General features: G+C 68.2%; 14 protein-coding genes. 2 read left to right on the top strand and 12 right to left on the bottom strand.

The genetic code is table 11. The features are described from left to right. Nucleotides 1–28 precede the first annotated feature (28 nt). The 10 genes from DR_RS14430 to pstS form a co-directional block, all read right to left on the bottom strand. Nucleotides 29–4,909 carry a DUF4132 domain-containing protein gene (locus tag DR_RS14430; RefSeq protein WP_010889426.1) on the bottom strand — a complete coding sequence of 1,627 codons (4,881 nt, stop codon included), beginning with the start codon at nt 4,907–4,909 and terminating at the stop codon, nt 29–31. Nucleotides 4,910–4,911: 2 nt separating this feature from the next. Further along, nucleotides 4,912–5,316, bottom strand: a complete 405-nt coding sequence (locus DR_RS14425) for a hypothetical protein (RefSeq protein WP_227086044.1) — start codon at nt 5,314–5,316, stop codon at nt 4,912–4,914. 127 nt (nt 5,317–5,443) lie between these two features. After that, on the bottom strand, nt 5,444–5,872 hold the full coding sequence (gene trxC, locus DR_RS14420; RefSeq protein WP_010889424.1) for a thioredoxin TrxC: 429 nt from the start codon (nt 5,870–5,872) through the stop codon (nt 5,444–5,446). A 40-nt stretch (nt 5,873–5,912) separates the two neighbouring features. Next, nucleotides 5,913–6,386, bottom strand: coding sequence for a YeeE/YedE family protein (locus DR_RS14415; RefSeq protein WP_010889423.1), 474 nt, complete (start codon nt 6,384–6,386; stop codon nt 5,913–5,915). Next, entirely contained in the window at nt 6,383–6,973 is a 591-nt protein-coding gene (locus DR_RS14410; protein ID WP_010889422.1) for a YeeE/YedE family protein, read from the bottom strand. Before DR_RS14410 ends, DR_RS14415 begins: the two co-directional genes overlap by 4 nt. A gap of 216 nt (nt 6,974–7,189) precedes the next feature. After that, nucleotides 7,190–7,858 (bottom strand): phosphate signaling complex protein PhoU, encoded by a 669-nt coding sequence (gene phoU / locus DR_RS14405; protein ID WP_010889421.1) that lies wholly within the window; start codon nt 7,856–7,858, stop codon nt 7,190–7,192. Then, the gene (gene pstB / locus DR_RS14400; protein WP_010889420.1) at nt 7,855–8,619 is read right to left on the bottom strand and encodes a phosphate ABC transporter ATP-binding protein PstB; all 765 of its coding nucleotides are present in this window, start codon (nt 8,617–8,619) and stop codon (nt 7,855–7,857) included. Before pstB ends, phoU begins: the two co-directional genes overlap by 4 nt. 48 nt (nt 8,620–8,667) lie before the next feature. Then, complete coding sequence (pstA, locus tag DR_RS14395; RefSeq protein WP_010889419.1) at nt 8,668–9,564, bottom strand: phosphate ABC transporter permease PstA; 897 nt, start codon at nt 9,562–9,564, stop codon at nt 8,668–8,670. Between the two features lie 5 nt (nt 9,565–9,569). After that, nucleotides 9,570–10,589, bottom strand: coding sequence for a phosphate ABC transporter permease subunit PstC (gene pstC / locus DR_RS14390; RefSeq protein ID WP_027479754.1), 1,020 nt, complete (start codon nt 10,587–10,589; stop codon nt 9,570–9,572). Nucleotides 10,590–10,887: 298 nt separating this feature from the next. Next, entirely contained in the window at nt 10,888–11,907 is a 1,020-nt protein-coding gene (pstS, locus tag DR_RS14385; protein ID WP_027479753.1) for a phosphate ABC transporter substrate-binding protein PstS, read from the bottom strand. Between the two features lie 273 nt (nt 11,908–12,180). Between pstS and DR_RS14380 the strand changes: the two genes are divergently transcribed. Next, nucleotides 12,181–12,468 (top strand): metal-sensitive transcriptional regulator, encoded by a 288-nt coding sequence (locus DR_RS14380; protein WP_034349861.1) that lies wholly within the window; start codon nt 12,181–12,183, stop codon nt 12,466–12,468. Between the two features lie 150 nt (nt 12,469–12,618). Here DR_RS14380 and DR_RS14375 read toward each other — a convergent pair whose 3' ends face one another. Continuing rightward, nucleotides 12,619–13,611 carry a tyrosine-type recombinase/integrase gene (locus DR_RS14375; protein WP_027479751.1) on the bottom strand — a complete coding sequence of 331 codons (993 nt, stop codon included), beginning with the start codon at nt 13,609–13,611 and terminating at the stop codon, nt 12,619–12,621. Nucleotides 13,612–13,670: 59 nt separating this feature from the next. Here DR_RS14375 and DR_RS14370 point away from each other — a divergent pair, with 59 nt between their 5' ends. Continuing rightward, nucleotides 13,671–14,720: an SIS domain-containing protein gene (locus DR_RS14370; protein WP_010889414.1), complete on the top strand. Its 1,050-nt coding sequence runs from the start codon at nt 13,671–13,673 to the stop codon at nt 14,718–14,720. A gap of 13 nt (nt 14,721–14,733) precedes the next feature. Here DR_RS14370 and DR_RS14365 read toward each other — a convergent pair whose 3' ends face one another. Further along, a complete protein-coding gene (locus DR_RS14365; RefSeq protein WP_010889413.1) occupies nt 14,734–15,396 on the bottom strand; it encodes a DedA family protein in 663 nt (220 codons plus the stop codon). Nucleotides 15,397–15,404: the final 8 nt, after the last annotated feature.

Below are 15,404 nucleotides of genomic sequence, written 5' to 3'. Positions count from 1 at the left end.
AGATGGCGCAGGCCCCGGACGCCCCCACTCAGCGCAACTGTTCCAGAATCGTCGGGTCCTGAATCTTGCGGTCTTCGGCGAGCAGCAGCACCTTGCTTACCACCTCCGCCGTACGCGGGTCGGGGTCGGCGAAGGGAAGAAAGAGGCGGCCCTGCGCCTGGTTGTGAACCGGCACGATGCACAGGAAGCCCCCCGGCTGGCGGTGAACGGTGCCGCTGCCGAGGTGCACGCTGTAGCGGCTGTGGTGACCGTCGATCAGGGCGTGTCCGTGTTCGAGGCGCACGTTTTTCAGCTTCAGCAGGCGCAGAGTCTCGCGCAGCAGGCTTTCGCGCATTTCCACCGTGCTCTGCGAGGCTTCGGGGTCCACGCCGCCCACGTGGGCCACACTCACCACGAGGTCGAGGTCGCGCAAGACCTGGCTGAACAGCCGGGGCGGAACGGCGGCCAGTGGCAGGGGCTGCGCCTCGCCCACCCGCATGAAATAGGCGGCGTGCAGCGGCAGGCCTTCCACCTCGTTCGGGGTGCCGGCGCTAAGCGCATCGTCAATCCAGACACTGAGGCCCTCGTCGTGGAAGGTCTTGCGGGTGCCTTCGTCGTAAATGCTGACCCAGCCCCGCGCCTTGAGGAGTGCGGCGGCCTTGACAGGCTGAACGTGGTGGCCCTCGTAGCGGACGCTGCGCTGGGCGGTTTTTTCGGCGGCGGTGAGCGGGTAATACTCGCGGAAGACCTGCTTGAAGGGCTGGGTGAGCTGGCGCTTAAGCACTGCCGCCTGATACTCGCGCCACTGCCCGCCAGTAAAAAGGTCGTGCGGGTGTGCGAGGCGTAGGGCCTGGTCGCCCAGCGGGAGTTCTCCGGTCAGCGTCCGCAGGCTTTCGTCTTCCCAGAAGCCCAGCGGCCCTTCGCCGAGCACCCACACCAGACTCCCGAGCATCGGGGCGATGATCGGGTGCCGCGCGAGGTCGCGGAGTTCCTGGGGGGTGAAGTGGTCGCCGCGCACCATCGCTTCTTCGAGGGCCGCGCGCATGCGGGTGCGGGTGGCGGCGAGGTCTTTGACGGCCTCACGCAGCGCGAGCACCTCGGGGTTTTTTCTGAGTGCGGGCGGCAGGGTCTTGAGGGGCTTCTCGCCGCGCCGGACGAGCAGGGTCGCTGCGCCCGCCCCATCGAGTTCGGCGCTCACGGTCACCCCATCGGCGGTCACCACCTGCTGCCAGTCGGGGGCCATGCGCGCTTCCATTGCCCACATCAGGCGCTGGGGGTCGGCGTATCCGGCGCTGCGGGCGAGGTTTTGTAGGCCGATGTCGGCGGCGAGGCGCTCGCTGGCCTGCCGCTGCGCGCCGAACTGCCGGGTCTCGCGGCGAAAGGTGACGAGGGTGAGGTAACGCGCCTCCAGCACCTGCGCGGCCTTTTTGCCCTTCGGCAGCGGCAGCAGCCCCAGCGCCCGCACCGCGTCCTGGTTGCGTTTTTCGCGGATGCGGGCGAGCAGGGTGTCTTCCGGCACCTCGCCCAGAATGGCCGCGGCGAACAGTTCGGCGCGTTTGTGCCCGCCACTGGACGACGCATATTTGGCCGCGCCGAGCAAGGTCTGAAAGTGCGCGCGGCCCAGGGCGCGGTGCATCCGCCGGAACCACGCCACGTCCACGGCACCCTCGGTGAGGTCGGTGGGGCGCAGCGGCGTGCGCTCGCTGATTTCGGCTTCCCAGGCCTCGCGGATGTCCGTCGGCACGCTCCACTGAGAGTCGCGGGTGTGGGCGTGCAGCCAGTACACGCCGTCCGCCAGCCCCTTCCAGCCCACCGCGCCGCTGACGAGCTCGGCCCACTGCGGCGCGAACATGGCGAGGTCAAGCAGCCGGGGGTCGCTCAGCCCCAGGGTTTTCGCCTGCTCGCGCACAGTCTGGGCGGTGTCGCCGGGGTCAGGAAACGACACCCGCAGCAGGTGACTGAAGGTCGCGTCCTTGCCCAGACTGTGGCCGCTGTACCCGCGCCGGAGCGGTTGTTTACCCAGGCCGGCCAGCAGCCGCAGCGTCCGGGCCGCGCCGCTCACGCTTTGCAGCGCCAGCGCGGGCAGGGTGGCGGGCGTTTCGAGGTCGCCGCGCTCCAGCTCGACGGCGAGCACGCGGTCACGGGCGTCGTTCACGGCCTGCATCCAGGCGGGCGAGGTCGGCAGGAGGTCGGACAGCTTGCGCCGGGTATAGCTCCGCAAGTCGTCGAAGGAATTGCCGTAATACACGTCCCCCATGCCGGCGTTCCGCTCCCCGATGAGCAGGTCGAGCAGGTCGGCGCGGTTCGCCAGCCCCGCGCGCTCGGCGAGAATGAGCATCTCGGCGGACATCCGCAGGCGGGGCAGGTTTGGAAAGGCCGCATGGTGGTGCAACTGAACTCGCCAGAGCTGCTGGAACTGCTCGGCGGGCAGGGCCGCCAGCTCGATGCCTTGCAGAACCAGGGGACCGAGCAGCGAGCGCGGGTCTTCGACCTGCCACCGCTCCTCCCCCAGTTTCAGCAGGGGCGTATCGCTTGGCAGGCGGCTCAGCGCGCTTTCCCAGGCGTCCAGTTGCATCCCGGTGTCCACTTCGGTCAGCTCTTGCGTGGACAGGTAGTCCAGCACCGGCTCGATAAGCGGCGCCCGGTCGAGCTTGAGCGGAACGGGTGGCCCCAGAACGGCGTGCAGGGTCTGCTGAATCAGGCGCTGGCGCAGGAGGCGGGCGTGTTCCTGTTCCGGGGAGGTGTCCCCGCCCTCGCTCAATTCCTGAAGCAGCTCGGTTTCGGTCGTCTCAGTGCGGTCGACCCGGTGCCCCAGCGCCCAGGCCATCCGGGTGAGGTCGCCTTCCTGCGCGCCGGCCCGCGCCGCCCACCAGCCGTTCCAGAGCCCGGCGAGCGGCATGTCGCGCCCCACTCTCGCACTCAGCCAGTAGGGCGACAGATTCGTGAGCAGCTCCGTCGTTTCGCCGTCCCAGCCGGTGCCCGAGACCGGGGTTTCGGCGTGCTCGGCCAGAAAGTCGTCGAGCGAACGAAGGAGCTCCGCGCCGCGCTCCACGTCGGCCACGAAGTCGTTGTCAGACGGGCGCAGCGGCTGGGGCTGGCTGAGGTCCTGCGGGTCGAAGAGGCCCAGGCCGTTGTTCAGGGTGAGCTGGCTCTCCGGCGCGGCGAGTTTGGCGAGGAGCGTCGCTTCCGAAACGTTTTTGGGCTGAAAATCGGCGGGGGGCAGGCCGCCGACTTCTTCAAGGAGTTGCAATCCCGCCTGCCGCTGCTCGGTGCTTTTGAGGGCCAGCAGCGCCGCCGCGCTCGCCGCGCCCTGGGCGGGGTCCGCCGCGAGCAGGCGAATCAGTCCCCGGCGCAGGTCGGCGGATTTGCGCCGCAGCAGGTCGTGGGCGAGCGTGCGCTCCTCGCCCGACAGCTCCAGCCTCAGCGCCGTGAGGGTCGTCACCGCTTCCTGCGACGTGGCGCTGCTGCGGTCTTGCAGCAGGGTCAGCAGGATGAAGCGTGTATCGTCGGGAAGGCGAACCGTCTCTCCCCTGTCCCTCCGCTCGGCCAGCGCCCGGAGCCGCGCGAGCAGAAAGCTTTTGCCGCCGGGGGACAGCTCGCCCAGGTGCGGCACGATGCGCCCGAGTTCGTCGGGAGGCAGCACGGCGACCAGCCCATCCGTCACGCTGGCGCGGTCGGGAACGTCGCCCAGCCAGGGAAAGAGCAGCGGGTCGTGCCGGGGCGCGCGGGAGAGACGCTCGGCGTAGGCCCGCAGCGCGTCGAAGGTCAGGGGGTTCGTGTTCTCAGGGGTAACCCAGCCGGAAGGGTACGAGCCCGGGGCCAATGCCACCGCGCCCAACCGCAGGTCTTCATCGGCAAGGAGGCGGGCGAGGTCAGCGGACTGGAGCAAGTGCGCGGCGCTCAGAAACTGCGCGGCGGCCATGCGGCGCGCGGGGTCGGGGTCGGTGAGCAGGGGCCGGGCGAGCGCGGCGGCCTCGTCCGCGTCGCGCATCCCCAGCGTGTAGAGCGCCATATAGACTTCCTCGCCGCTGCCGCTGCTCACGGCCTGTGTCACCTGCGCCGCGTCTTCGAGATAGCCCCGCGCCAGCGTGAGCAACTGCCGCACCTTTTTCATGTCGGTCACGTCGTAGCCCAGGCCGTACCACACGCAGGCGGCCCGCAGCACCGCAGCAAAGCGCAGCAGGTCTTCATCGAGCACCGTGTTCAGGAAAAGGGGAAAAGCGCCGGGGTGTGCCTCGTCCACCGTTTCGAGGATGACTTGTCGCAGCCCCTCTTGCCGCTGCGCCGCGAGCAGCAACTGCCGGGCATACTCCCACGCCTGCGGGTCGTCGCTGCCGAGGAGCGCCTGCGGCACGTGCCGCCCCATCCGGGCGACGGGGTGCTGGGTGCTGGCGGTGTCCTTGAGCAGTTGCAGGACGCCCGCATCTCCCTCACTCACCGCCTGCGCGAGCAGTGGCCCCAGCAGGCGGCTCTCATAAGCCTCGAACAGCCCCGCCGCCTCCGCCACCCACAGCACGCCTTCCGGGTAGGCCCGCAGCAGCGTCCAGAGGCTCCACAGCCACCCGGCGGCGGCCCCACCGCGCTCGGCGTCGTTTCCCTGCGCCCCGGCGCGAAAGGCGCGGCGCAGCAGCCCCCGCGTGTAGGGCCGCGTTTCGAGCACCGTGCGGTAGGCGCGGGCGGCCAGCTCAGGAAACTGAGGAAACAGAACGCCGGTGAGCGCCCGCAATTCCTCCGGGGAAGCGCTGAGTAAAGCCTCACTCCAGACCCGCGCCTGCTCTTGCATCGCGGGCCAGGTTTTTCCCTCGGTCAGCCGCGCCTGCACCCAGCCCTGCACCGACTCGGGCGCGGCGGCGAGACGGGCCGCGAAGTCGGGTTGCCAGGGCTGCTCGTACTGGCGGAAATACTCGGTGAGGTCCAGACCCCCGGCCATGCTCAGCCCCCCGCCAGCGCGGTCAGGCGCAGCAGCAACAGGGTGCTGTCGGGCTGTAGGGCAACGGTTTCGTCAAGCGTTTCCACCTGCTCGTCGTCCACGAAGACGTAGTACAGCCCGTCTTCAAAGGCGCGCAGGGCGGTGCGGGTCGCCTCCTCAGGCGTGACCACGCCGCCCCGCTCCTGCGGTGCCAGTTGGATTTTGCCGGCGGCGGCGCCACTCAAAAGTTCCTGCTCGGTCAGTACCCGCAGCACGCCGACGCTGCCCTGCCGCTCTTCATAGGCGGCGACTTCCCCGGCGACGAGGTGGGTAAGCAGGCTCCGCAGGGTGTGCGGCCCAGCGGGCAGGTCGAAGGGTTTGCGCTCGAACGGCGTGCGGCGGCCTACAATCTTGGTTTCAACCAGCATGGGAACCTCGGGGCAACAGAGAAGGTGGTGGTTTTCACCTTTGAGTCTACACGCGAGGAGTGGTTATGTAAATAGCATAACCAAACAAGCCGGTTTTGACTTCCAGCAGCCAGCGAAGCAGCGCCGTTCAGGAAAGCTGGTTGAGGTGTTCCACCCGCGCCCGCAGCGCCGCCTTCTGGGTTACGCCGACCATCTGGTCCACCTCTTCCCCGTCCTTGAACATCAGCAGCGTGGGAATGCTGCGGACCTCGAAACGGGCGGCGGTGCGCGGGTTCTCGTCCACGTTGACCTTCACCACCCGCACCTTGCCGGGCAGGTCGCGGGCGAGGTCTTCGAGAACCGGCCCCATCACGCGGCAGGGGCCGCACCACGGCGCCCAGAAGTCCACCAGCACCGGCACGCTTGTCTGAAGGTCCTGCTCGAAGGTCGCGTCGGTGCCGTCGTGCAGCCAGGGCAGCGCGGCGCCGCAGCGGGCGCAGCTCGGCACCTGTCCGGCGGGCACAGCACCGACGCGGTTTTTGGCCTGGCAGTGGGTACAGGTCAGGATGTCACTCATGGGGTCCTCCGGGGGAAAGGGAAATGCTGTGGGCCACAGCTTAATGCGGCAACCGCTGTTGCAGCAGGCCGTAGAGGTAGGTGCCGAGCAAAGCGAACAGTAAGGTAATGAGCATCGGCCACACCCCAGCGCCGATCAGCACGAAGATAGGCCCCGGGCAGACCCCCGCCAGCCCCCAGCCGAGGCCAAAGGTCAGCCCGCCGAGCACGTAGCGCACCCAGCCCCGGTCTTTCGGCTTGACGGCGACTTCTTCCCCACTGCGGGTGTGCCCGAAGCGCCGCAGCAGCGCGGTCGAAATCAATCCCGTCACCACCGCCGAGCCGATCAGCCCGAACATGTGGAAGGACTCGAAGCGAAACATTTCTTGAATGCGGTACCAGCTCGCCGCCTCCGACTTCACGAGGACCATGCCGAAATACAGCCCGGCGAAGAGGTAAGCGAGCAGGCCAGTCGCCTGCCGGGCGGGAGAAACGGGCGCTTTGGCCGGAGTGTGAACGTCGGGAATACTCGTCATTTCAGCCCTCCGATACCCAGGGCGCCGAACAGGAGCGGCAGCAGCACGTTGGCGCTGAAGATGCCCCCGGCGAAAAAGGAGACGGTGGCAATCAGGCTCGGAAGTTGCAGGGTGCTGAGCCCGGTAATCGCGTGACCGCTGGTGCAGCCGCCCGCATAGCGGGTGCCGAAGCCGATGAGCAGGCCACTCAGGGCGAGCAGCCCCCACACGCCGGGATGACGCAGGTCAGTGAGTTCAGCGGGCACCAGACCGGGCCGCACCGCCACGCCGAGGTCGTGCAGACTTTGGACTCCGGCGGCGCTCAGGTGCGTGGGCTGCGGGTTGGCGAGCAGGCCGCCGAACACTGCCCCGGCCAGCACCAACCCCAGCGCGAAGGCCAGATTCCACCCTTCGGCCCGCCAGTCATAGCGGAAAAATGGCGGCTTGGCCGCCTCGGGCAGCGCAATGGCGCACAGGTGGCGCAGGTTGCTGGAAATGCCGAACGATTTGTTGCCCAGCCACAGCAGCAGCGGCACCGTCAGGCCGATCAGGGGGCCGCCCACCCACCAGGGCCAGGGCGAACGGAGCAGGTCGAGCAGGTCAGTCATGGGGAAACCTCGGGGAGCAGGCGAAACGGCAAGGGACGTGCAGGGCGGCCCGGCCTTTCCCGGCCTGCGGGCCTCTGCTGTGTCACAACCGGAGAAGAATACCCCCGGTGGGTAAACAAAATGTCGGTCGGGTCGGATTTGTGGGCGGTTTGGGCGGCAAAGCAAATCCCCTTCCCGGCACAGGAGCGCAGGAAGAGGACGTGGGGGCGCGAAAGCTCAGGCCGGGGCGTCGCTCGGGGCCGGGCGGGCGAGCAGGCGCTCGGTGCGCTGCGCCACGTTGACGAGGTGGTCGCCCAGACGCTCAGCGGCCCGCCAGGCGTGGCTCGCTTCCAGGGTGTCGGCGAGCGCGGCGTCGGGACGCCCGGCGAGCACCTGCTCGACCGCCCGGTCGTAGAGCGCGTCCACCTGATCGTCGAGTGCCCGCACCTCGTGGGCGAGAGCGGCGTTCATCGGGGACGAGGCGGCGCGCAGGGTGGTCGCCATCTGCAGCAGCAGCGCGAGCGCCTGCGCGAACTCGGACGGGTGGCCGGCTGTTCCGGCGCGCAGGGCAGACAGGCGGCGCGCCACGTGCTTGGCGTAGTCTCCGGCGCGTTCCAGGTCGGGGGTGCTTTGCAAAATCAGCAGCGTCAGCTTGAGGTCGTGTGCCACCGGCGACTGCCGGGCAAGTAGGTGCAGCGCCTCACCCTCGATGCGGGCGTTGGCGGCGTCGATGTCGCGGTCCAGACGCTCGACTTCCTCGCGGACGCTGGTATCGCCCTGCGCGAACGCGGCTTGCAGCGCCCGCAGTTGACCGGCGAGCGTGTCTTGCATGGAGAGAAAATCGGCGGTCATGCGCTCGAGCTGCTCGTCGAGGCGCGAGCGGCCTCCCAGCGAACCGGCGCTCATCCGAACCGCCCCGACACGTAGGCCTCGGTGCGCTCGTCGCGCGGGTTGGTGAACACCTGATCGGTGGGGCCGTGTTCGACCAGGTCGCCCACCAGGAAGAAGCTGGTGGTGTCCGACACGCGCGCCGCCTGGTGCATGTTGTGGGTCACGATGATGATGGTGGTGACTTTTTTCAGGTCGCCGAGCAGGTCCTCGATCTTGGCGGTGCTGGCAGGGTCGAGCGCCGAGGTCGGTTCGTCCATCAGCAGAATTTCAGGCTCCACGGCAAGCGCGCGGGCGATGCACAGGCGCTGCTGCTGCCCGCCCGAGAGGCCGGTGGCGGGGGTGTTCAGGCGATCTTTGACCTCGTCCCACAGCGCGGCCCCGCGCAGGGAGCGCTCGGCGACCTGCATCAGGTGGTCACGGTTTTTCACGCCGGTCAGTTTCAGGCCCGCCACCACGTTGTCGAACACGCTCATGGTCGGGAAGGGGTTGGGCTTTTGAAACACCATACCCACGCGGCGGCGCATGGCGACGGGGTCCACGCTCGGGCTGTAGATGTCCTGCCCGTCGAGCAGGATGCTGCCGGTCACGCGGGCGCCGGGGGTCAGGTCGTGCATGCGGTTGATGGCCCGCAGGAAGGTCGTCTTGCCGCAGCCCGACGGCCCGATGAAGGCGTTGACGGTGCCAGGGCGCACATCGAGATTCACGTTTTTGACGGCCTGTTTGTCGCCGTAGTAGATGCTCACGTCTTGCGCGCTCAGGAGGAGGGGACTGGTCATGGGGAACTCCTTGGAAAGAGGGGGCCGGTGCAGCGCGCCCCAATTTGATTACTTGCGGCGGCTGAAGCGCCGGGCGAGCATACTCGTGACGAAAATCAGCAGAATCAGCAGCAACGCCCCCGCCTTCGCCATACGCTGGTTTTCGTCGTAGGCGGAGGTGGCGCCCCGGTAGATTTCCAGCGGCAGGGCGCTCATCGGCTTGGTGGGGTCGAGGTTGACGAGGTTGTTGCCGAAGGCGGTAAAGAGCAGCGGCGCGGCTTCCCCGGCCACGCGGGCGAGCGCCAGCATCACGCCGGTGATGATGCCCCCGGCGGCGGCAGGCAGCACGATTTTGAGCGTGACCAGCCATTTGGGCAGGCCGAGGCCCAGCCCCGCTTCGCGCACGGTCAGCGGCACCAGCTTGAGCACTTCCTCGGTGGTGCGGACCACGATGGGAATCATCAGGAAGCCCAGCGCGAGCGCCCCGGCGAGGCCGCTGAAGTGGCCCATCGTCAGCACCAGCAGCCCGTAGGCGACCAGCCCCATCACGATGGCGGGAATCCCGGCCAGCACGTCGCTGAGCATCCGGATGGTGGGCATCAGCGGGTGGCGGGGGTACTCGGCGAGGAAGATGCCGCCCGCCACGCCCACGCCGACCCCGATGACCGAGGCCATCGCCAGCATTTCCAGGCTGCCGAGAATGGCGTTTTTCATGCCGCCGCCCGTTTCGCCTTCGGGCGCAGGGACGTGGGTGAAAAAGTTCAGGTTGGCGGTGCTGAGCTTGCCGTCCTGAATGCCGAACATGGCGGTAAAGCCTTCCTTGAGCAGGTAGACGAAAATCAGAATCAAGGGGGCGACCACGACGGCGGTGGCGAGCACGATGAGCGCGCCCATCAGCAGGTTGTTCAGGCGCCGGCCCGTGCTCAGGCCTGCCGGGCGGGTGGGGGGGGCAGCAGTCGTCGTCATGCTTCTCACTGCTGAATTCCTTTCGGCGTCAGCCGGGTGATGATGATGCGGGCCAGGTAGTTGACGAGCACGCTGAGGAAAAACAGCGTCAGGCCGAGCGTCACCACGCTGGAGCGGTGAATGGTTTCCTGCGCGTCGCCGAACTGGTTGGCGATAACCGACGCCATGGTGCTCGCGTTGCCCCACAGGCTGCGAATCACGTCCTGGCTGTCGCCGATGACCATCGCCACGGCGAGCGTTTCGCCCAGCGCGCGCCCGAGCGCCAGGATGACGCCGCCCATGATGCCGGCGCGGGCGTAGGGCAAGATGGCGCGGGAAATCACTTCCCACTTGGTGGCGCCGAGCGCGTACATCGCCTCGCGCTGATCGGCGGGCACCAGCCGGATCACGTCACGCGCCACACTTGCGGTGTAGGGCAAAATCATGACCGTCAGAATGATAATGGCGAGCGCGAGCCCGCGTCCGGCGCCGCCGTTGGGCACGAAGAAGCACTGAAGCGAGGAGTGGTTCTCGGCCCACAGCTGCGAGCATTTAGTAAAGAGGGCGAAGCGCTCGGGGTAGTGCAGGTTGTCGAAAAAGGTGGCCTGCCACTTGGCGAGCAGCGGCGCGATGACAAACAGCGCGAAGAGGCCGTAGACCACGCTCGGCACGGCGGCGAGCAGCTCGATCAGGTAGCCCACCGGATTGGCGAGCCACTTGGGCGCGTACTCGGCCACGAAGAGCGCGCTGGCGATGGCGAGCGGCACGCTGATGACGAGCGCGGCGAGGCTGGTGATCAGCGTGCCCGCGATCATGGACACCGCGCCGAACTCCCCGTTGACCGGGTTCCAGGTGCGCGACGTGAAAAAGTTCAGCCCGAACTTCTGCAAGGCCGGCCACGACTCCTTGCCGAGCTGGTAGACGCTCAGTACGAAGATCAGGGCGATGATCGAAGCGAGCAGCAGAATCACGATCTCGAAGACCCGGTCGCTGCGGCTCGACAGCCGGCCCGGAAGCTGGGGTGGGGATTTGACAGGTTCAATCATGGCGGTGGAAGTCCTCCATAGGGTGCCCACAGTTGACAGGCCAACGGTCAGCTCTGCGTCATGGCGCGCGTGGGTCGGGGCCTTTTTGTCAGCGGCAGGTCAGCCAGGCGTCATACGGTGTCCGGGTCAGGCAGCGGGCCAAGCGAAAAGGGGGCGGTTCCACTTCGGAAACCATCCCCCCTTTTTCTGTGACACTTTGCTGTGACACTGTTTTGGCTTGGCTGCACTGAGCTGGACCCTGAGCGCTTTCCAGGCGGGGCAGAGCGGTCTTCGGCGCTCTCCCCTGCCCGGCAGGCCATCAGAGCTTCTTGCCGCCGTAGTTCATCGAGTTGATGATGGTCTTGGCCTTGGCCGCCACGTTGCTGGGCAGCTTGGCGTAGTCGAGGCCTTCGTTGTACTGCTGGCCGCTGGTCACGACGTAGGTGAGCAGGTTCTTGAGCGCCTTGGCCTGGGCTTCGGTGCGGTTGCCGTACTTCTGATCCTTGTAGAAAATCAGGTAGGTGAAGCTGGCAATCGGGTAAGCGCCGGCGTTGGCGCTGTTGGTCAGACTGACGCGGGTATCGGCGGGGATGACCACGCCCAGAGCCGCGTTGCTGGCGGGACCGTTATCGGCCAGGATGAACTTGCCCGCGCGGTTTTTCACGGCGCCGAAGGACAGCTTGTTCTGCTTGGCGTACACCAGTTCCACGTAACCGATGGCGCCGGGGGTGCCCTTGACCACGCCCGCCACGCCGTCGTTGCCCTTGGCGCCGGTGCCGACGGGCCACTGAAGGCTGTTGCCCGCGCCGACCTTGCTCTTCCACTCGCCGCTGACTTTGCTCAGGTAGTCCGAGAACACGAAGGTGGTACCCGAGCCGTCGGAGCGGCGCGCCACGGTGATCGGCAGCGGGGGAATGGTCACGCCGGGGTTGAGCTTGGCGATGGCGGGGTCACCCCAGGTCTTGATTTTGCCGAGGTAGATGTTGGCGAGCGTGGGGCCATCGAAGTTCAGGGGCTTGGTCACGCCGGGCAGGTTGTAGGCGGGCACCACGGCGCCGATGGCGGTGGGCACGTGCAGCAGGGTGCCGGGGGCGCTCCCCAGCTGCGCGTCGGTCATGGGGTTGTCGCTGCCCGCGAAGTCCACGGTGCGCTCCAGAATCTGCTTCTGGCCGCTGCCCGAGCCCACCGACTGGTAGTTGACGTTGCTCGCCTTGTACTCGCTGAACATCTTGGAGTACAGGGGATAGGGGAAGCTCGCGCCCGCGCCGGTGATGGCGCCCTGGGCGGCGGCGGTGCTGATCATGACAAGGGCGCTGAGGCCCAGCAGGGTCTTCTTCATACGTCGCCGAGTGTGGCGGGGCTTTGTCAGCGGGGCGTCAAGGCTTCCGAAGACTGGGGATGTGCCGCATAGAGGAACGGTTCTTACCGGCAAGAACGGCGACGCAGCCCTTCCTTCCCCGCTCCCTGCCCAGACGTTCGTGACCCCGGCAGTTGCAGCAGAGTGCATTTGCAGCGACCATGAGACGGACACGCGGCGACGGGTGCGGGCACGGCACCCCCACCGCCCTCATCCATGGCCTTGTCCCGTTTTTCCGTGCGCTGGAGACTCCCGATGACGACCAATGCTGCTCCCACCGCCGCTCCCCCCCTGGGCCCCGAGGAAGAAAAGCTGCTCAAGCGGCTGCGCCGCATCGAAGGGCAAGTGCGCGGGATTCAGAAGATGGTGGAGGAAGGCCGCGACTGCCACGACATCCTGACGCAGTTCGCCGCCGTCCGCAGCGCCCTGGACACGGCGGGCGAAGGGCTGCTCGAACAGTACGCTCTGGGCTGCCGCGCCCGCCCCGGCGAAGCGGTGACGCCCTCGGACGTGGTGCGGGCGGTCAAGTTGCTGCGGCGCTGAGGCGTCCACAGGGACTGAGACGGATTTCGTCCAATTCCCCCACATCCGGGACGGCACCGGATGCGGGTCCATTTCCCAAAATCCGCTTTTGCTGCTTCTCACTCCGTTCGGATTGAATCCCAAACCAGCGGGATTCAATCGCAGTCATTATCACCAGCCGCTGAGGTCTTCCTTGAGGTCGTCGGCGGCGAGTTGCGCGTAGCCCCGGCGGGTGGTGTCCACGCTCTCGTGGCCGAGGTGGGCGGCAACGCGCCCGAAATCCTTGATCTGGCGCAGCAGCTTGGTGCCGGCGTACTTGCGCCCCGGATGAAAGCCGCGAAACGGCACGCCCGCCGCCTTGAACGCCTTTTCGATGTGGTAACGGGCGGTCATCACGCTGGCGTAGCGGAAGACGCGCTCGGGCGGGGTGGTGCGGTGTCCGGTGTCGTGCTCGGGGCCGCCGGGCGCGAACTGGGTGCGGTAAGCGCGGGCGGCGCGGCCCAGGCTGCTGCTCATGGCGACGATGCGCGACTTGCGGCCCTTGCCGCTGCGGACGTGGATGCGGCGGGCGCTCTCGTCGAGGTCCTGCCACTCCAGCGCGAGCGCCTCGCTGATCCGCAGCCCGGCGTGCGCGGTCAGGAACAGCAGGAATTTGGCCTGCACGTCGGCCTGCTCGATCACGTCGGCGATGTCGTCCTCGCTGTAGGGCGGGCGCTTGACGATGCCGGGGGTGCGGTCCTTGGGCACCTTCACGTCGCGGAAGGGGTCGGCCTCGGTGGCCCCCGCCCAGCGCAGGGCGCGGTAGAGGCAGCCCGCCGCCGCCACCTTGAGCTGCACGCCCGCCGGAGCGCGCCCCGCCGCGAGCATGGCGTTGACATAGCCCTGCGCGTCGTGGCGCCCGGGCCGCAGCAGGTTGATCGCCTGCTCGGTCGCGTAGGCCACGAACTGCCGCACGCCGAGTGCATACGCCTCCACCGTGCGCGGACTGCTCAGCACGCCGCTGCCGCCCTGGTGCCCGAGGTAGGCGACCGCGAGCGAGACGAGCGCGGGGCTGTCCTTCTCGCCTGCCGCCTTGACCGCCCGGCGGCGCAGTTCCTCATCGTGCAGGTTGGTCCACTCGCGCGTTTGCGAGAGCAGGTTGCCTTGGTACTGGACAAGTGTCATGACGTGAGGGGCAGCATAGCGGGCGCCGGGAAAATGCGCCAAGCCCGTAGAGTACGCGCATGACTCCTGACGCCTCCGCTGCCCCTGCCGAACCCCTGATGCTGCGCGAGATGCGCGAGGCGCCCGCTGTGGTCCGCCGTTTGCTGAACGAGAACCAGGACGCGGTGGCCCGGCTCGCTAACGCCATACGGGAGCGCCAGCCCGCCTACGCCGTGACCATCGCCCGGGGCAGCAGTGACCACGCCTGCACGGTGCTCAAATACGCGCTGGAAACGCAGCTTTCGCTGCCGGTCGCCTCGCTGGGGCCGAGCGTGCACACGCTCTACGGAGCGCGGCTGGACCTTGCCGGAGCGCTGGTCATTGCCGTCTCGCAAAGCGGCGCGAGCCCCGACGTGGTGGAAAACGTGCGGATGGCGCGCGAAGGCGGCGCGTTGACCGTCGCCCTCGTCAACGTGGAAGACAGCCCGCTCGCTGAGGCCGCCGAGTTCACCCTGCCGCTGCGCTGCGGCCCGGAAAAAGCGGTGGCGGCGACGAAAAGCTATCTGGCGAGCCTGTGTGCCTTCCTCCCCGTGCTTGCCGAGCTGACCGGGGACGAAGCACTGAAACGCGCTCTGGACGCGCTGCCGGAGCAACTGGCGCACACACTGACCCTGGAAGACGCGGCCCACGAACTTGCCGGGCGCTACCGCTTTGCCGACAACCTGCTGATTCTGGCGCGCGGGCACCACTACGGCGTCGCGCAGGAAGCGGCACTCAAGCTGAAAGAAACCTGCGGCATTCACGCCGAGGCGTACAGCGCCGCCGAGTTCAGCCACGGCCCCAAGCGGCTGCTGGCCGAGGGGTTGCCGCTGCTGGGCTTCGCGTCCGCCGACGCCGCCTGGGAGGCGACCCGGCAGGCTTACGACGACCTGCGCGCAGCGGGCGCCGACCTGCGGCTGCTCGGGCCGGTGGCGGGCGCCGACCTGCCCACGCCTCTGGGCGGCCACCCGCTGACCGACCCGGTGACGAGCACGCTGGCGTTTTACCTCTTTGTGGCGCATCTGGCGCTGGAACGCGGCCTCGACCCCGACCGGCCCCCGCTGCTGAGCAAGGTGACGAAGACTCGCTGAACCGCCCGCCTGTTCAACGTGGAGGGTGGGCCGCTTCCTCCTCCGCAAGTTCGAGGACCGAGTCTTCGGGCGGAACGGCCCGGCGCCGCCCACGCCGCCACAGCCAGTGCCCCAGCAGGGCGAGCAGCAGCAGCGGCGCCGCGTAGAGCAGGATTTCGCGGCCCCAGCGCTCGAGCTCGGTCAGGATGACGGGGCCGAATTTCCACAGCAGCACCTGCCACACGCCGACGTGCAGCAGGGCGCCGACCATGCTGTAGGCGGCGTAGGGCAGCAGGGGATAGTGAACGATGCCCGACACCAGCGTGACCGGCGTCCGCAGCGCCCCGACCACGCGCCCGACGATCAGGAGTGGCCCACCCCAGCGCTCCAGCAGGGTGCGGGTCCGTTCGCCTTCGAGGCGGCTGAGCCAGCGCGCGGGCAGCCAGCGCAGGCCCCAGCGCCCCACCGCGTAGCCGAGCAGGGCGCCGAGCCAGTTGCCCAGCGTGCCCCAGAACACCGCCGCCGCCAGGGTGGTGTGCCCGGCGTTGATGGCCGCCACCTGCGCGATCATGGGCAGCACGCCGGGAATACCGGGCACGCCCGCGCCTTCGAGCAGCATCAGCAAAAAGGTGGCGACATGCAGCAGCCCGGGATCGAGTCCCTCGAGCCACAGGCGCAGGTTGAACGCTTCGGTCATGCCTGAGC

The sequence above is a fragment of the Deinococcus radiodurans R1 = ATCC 13939 = DSM 20539 genome (assembly GCF_000008565.1).
GTDB lineage: Bacteria > Deinococcota > Deinococci > Deinococcales > Deinococcaceae > Deinococcus > Deinococcus radiodurans.
Note: the sequence above shows the minus strand (reverse complement) of the source record. Positions and strands in the feature narration are given on the sequence as shown.

Excerpts from the sequence above, each read along its gene's own strand:
- DR_RS14430 (WP_010889426.1), bottom strand. The coding sequence starts at position 4,909 with ATGGCCGGGGGTCTGGACCTCACCGAGTATTTCCGCCAGTACGAGCAG.
- DR_RS14425 (WP_227086044.1), bottom strand. The coding sequence starts at position 5,316 with ATGCTGGTTGAAACCAAGATTGTAGGCCGCCGCACGCCGTTCGAGCGC.
- trxC (WP_010889424.1), bottom strand. The coding sequence starts at position 5,872 with ATGAGTGACATCCTGACCTGTACCCACTGCCAGGCCAAAAACCGCGTC.
- DR_RS14415 (WP_010889423.1), bottom strand. The coding sequence starts at position 6,386 with ATGACGAGTATTCCCGACGTTCACACTCCGGCCAAAGCGCCCGTTTCT.
- DR_RS14410 (WP_010889422.1), bottom strand. The coding sequence starts at position 6,973 with ATGACTGACCTGCTCGACCTGCTCCGTTCGCCCTGGCCCTGGTGGGTG.
- phoU (WP_010889421.1), bottom strand. The coding sequence starts at position 7,858 with ATGAGCGCCGGTTCGCTGGGAGGCCGCTCGCGCCTCGACGAGCAGCTC.
- pstB (WP_010889420.1), bottom strand. The coding sequence starts at position 8,619 with ATGACCAGTCCCCTCCTCCTGAGCGCGCAAGACGTGAGCATCTACTAC.
- pstA (WP_010889419.1), bottom strand. The coding sequence starts at position 9,564 with ATGACGACGACTGCTGCCCCCCCCACCCGCCCGGCAGGCCTGAGCACG.
- pstC (WP_027479754.1), bottom strand. The coding sequence starts at position 10,589 with ATGATTGAACCTGTCAAATCCCCACCCCAGCTTCCGGGCCGGCTGTCG.
- pstS (WP_027479753.1), bottom strand. The coding sequence starts at position 11,907 with ATGAAGAAGACCCTGCTGGGCCTCAGCGCCCTTGTCATGATCAGCACC.
- DR_RS14380 (WP_034349861.1), top strand. The coding sequence starts at position 12,181 with ATGACGACCAATGCTGCTCCCACCGCCGCTCCCCCCCTGGGCCCCGAG.
- DR_RS14375 (WP_027479751.1), bottom strand. The coding sequence starts at position 13,611 with ATGACACTTGTCCAGTACCAAGGCAACCTGCTCTCGCAAACGCGCGAG.
- DR_RS14370 (WP_010889414.1), top strand. The coding sequence starts at position 13,671 with ATGACTCCTGACGCCTCCGCTGCCCCTGCCGAACCCCTGATGCTGCGC.
- DR_RS14365 (WP_010889413.1), bottom strand. The coding sequence starts at position 15,396 with ATGACCGAAGCGTTCAACCTGCGCCTGTGGCTCGAGGGACTCGATCCC.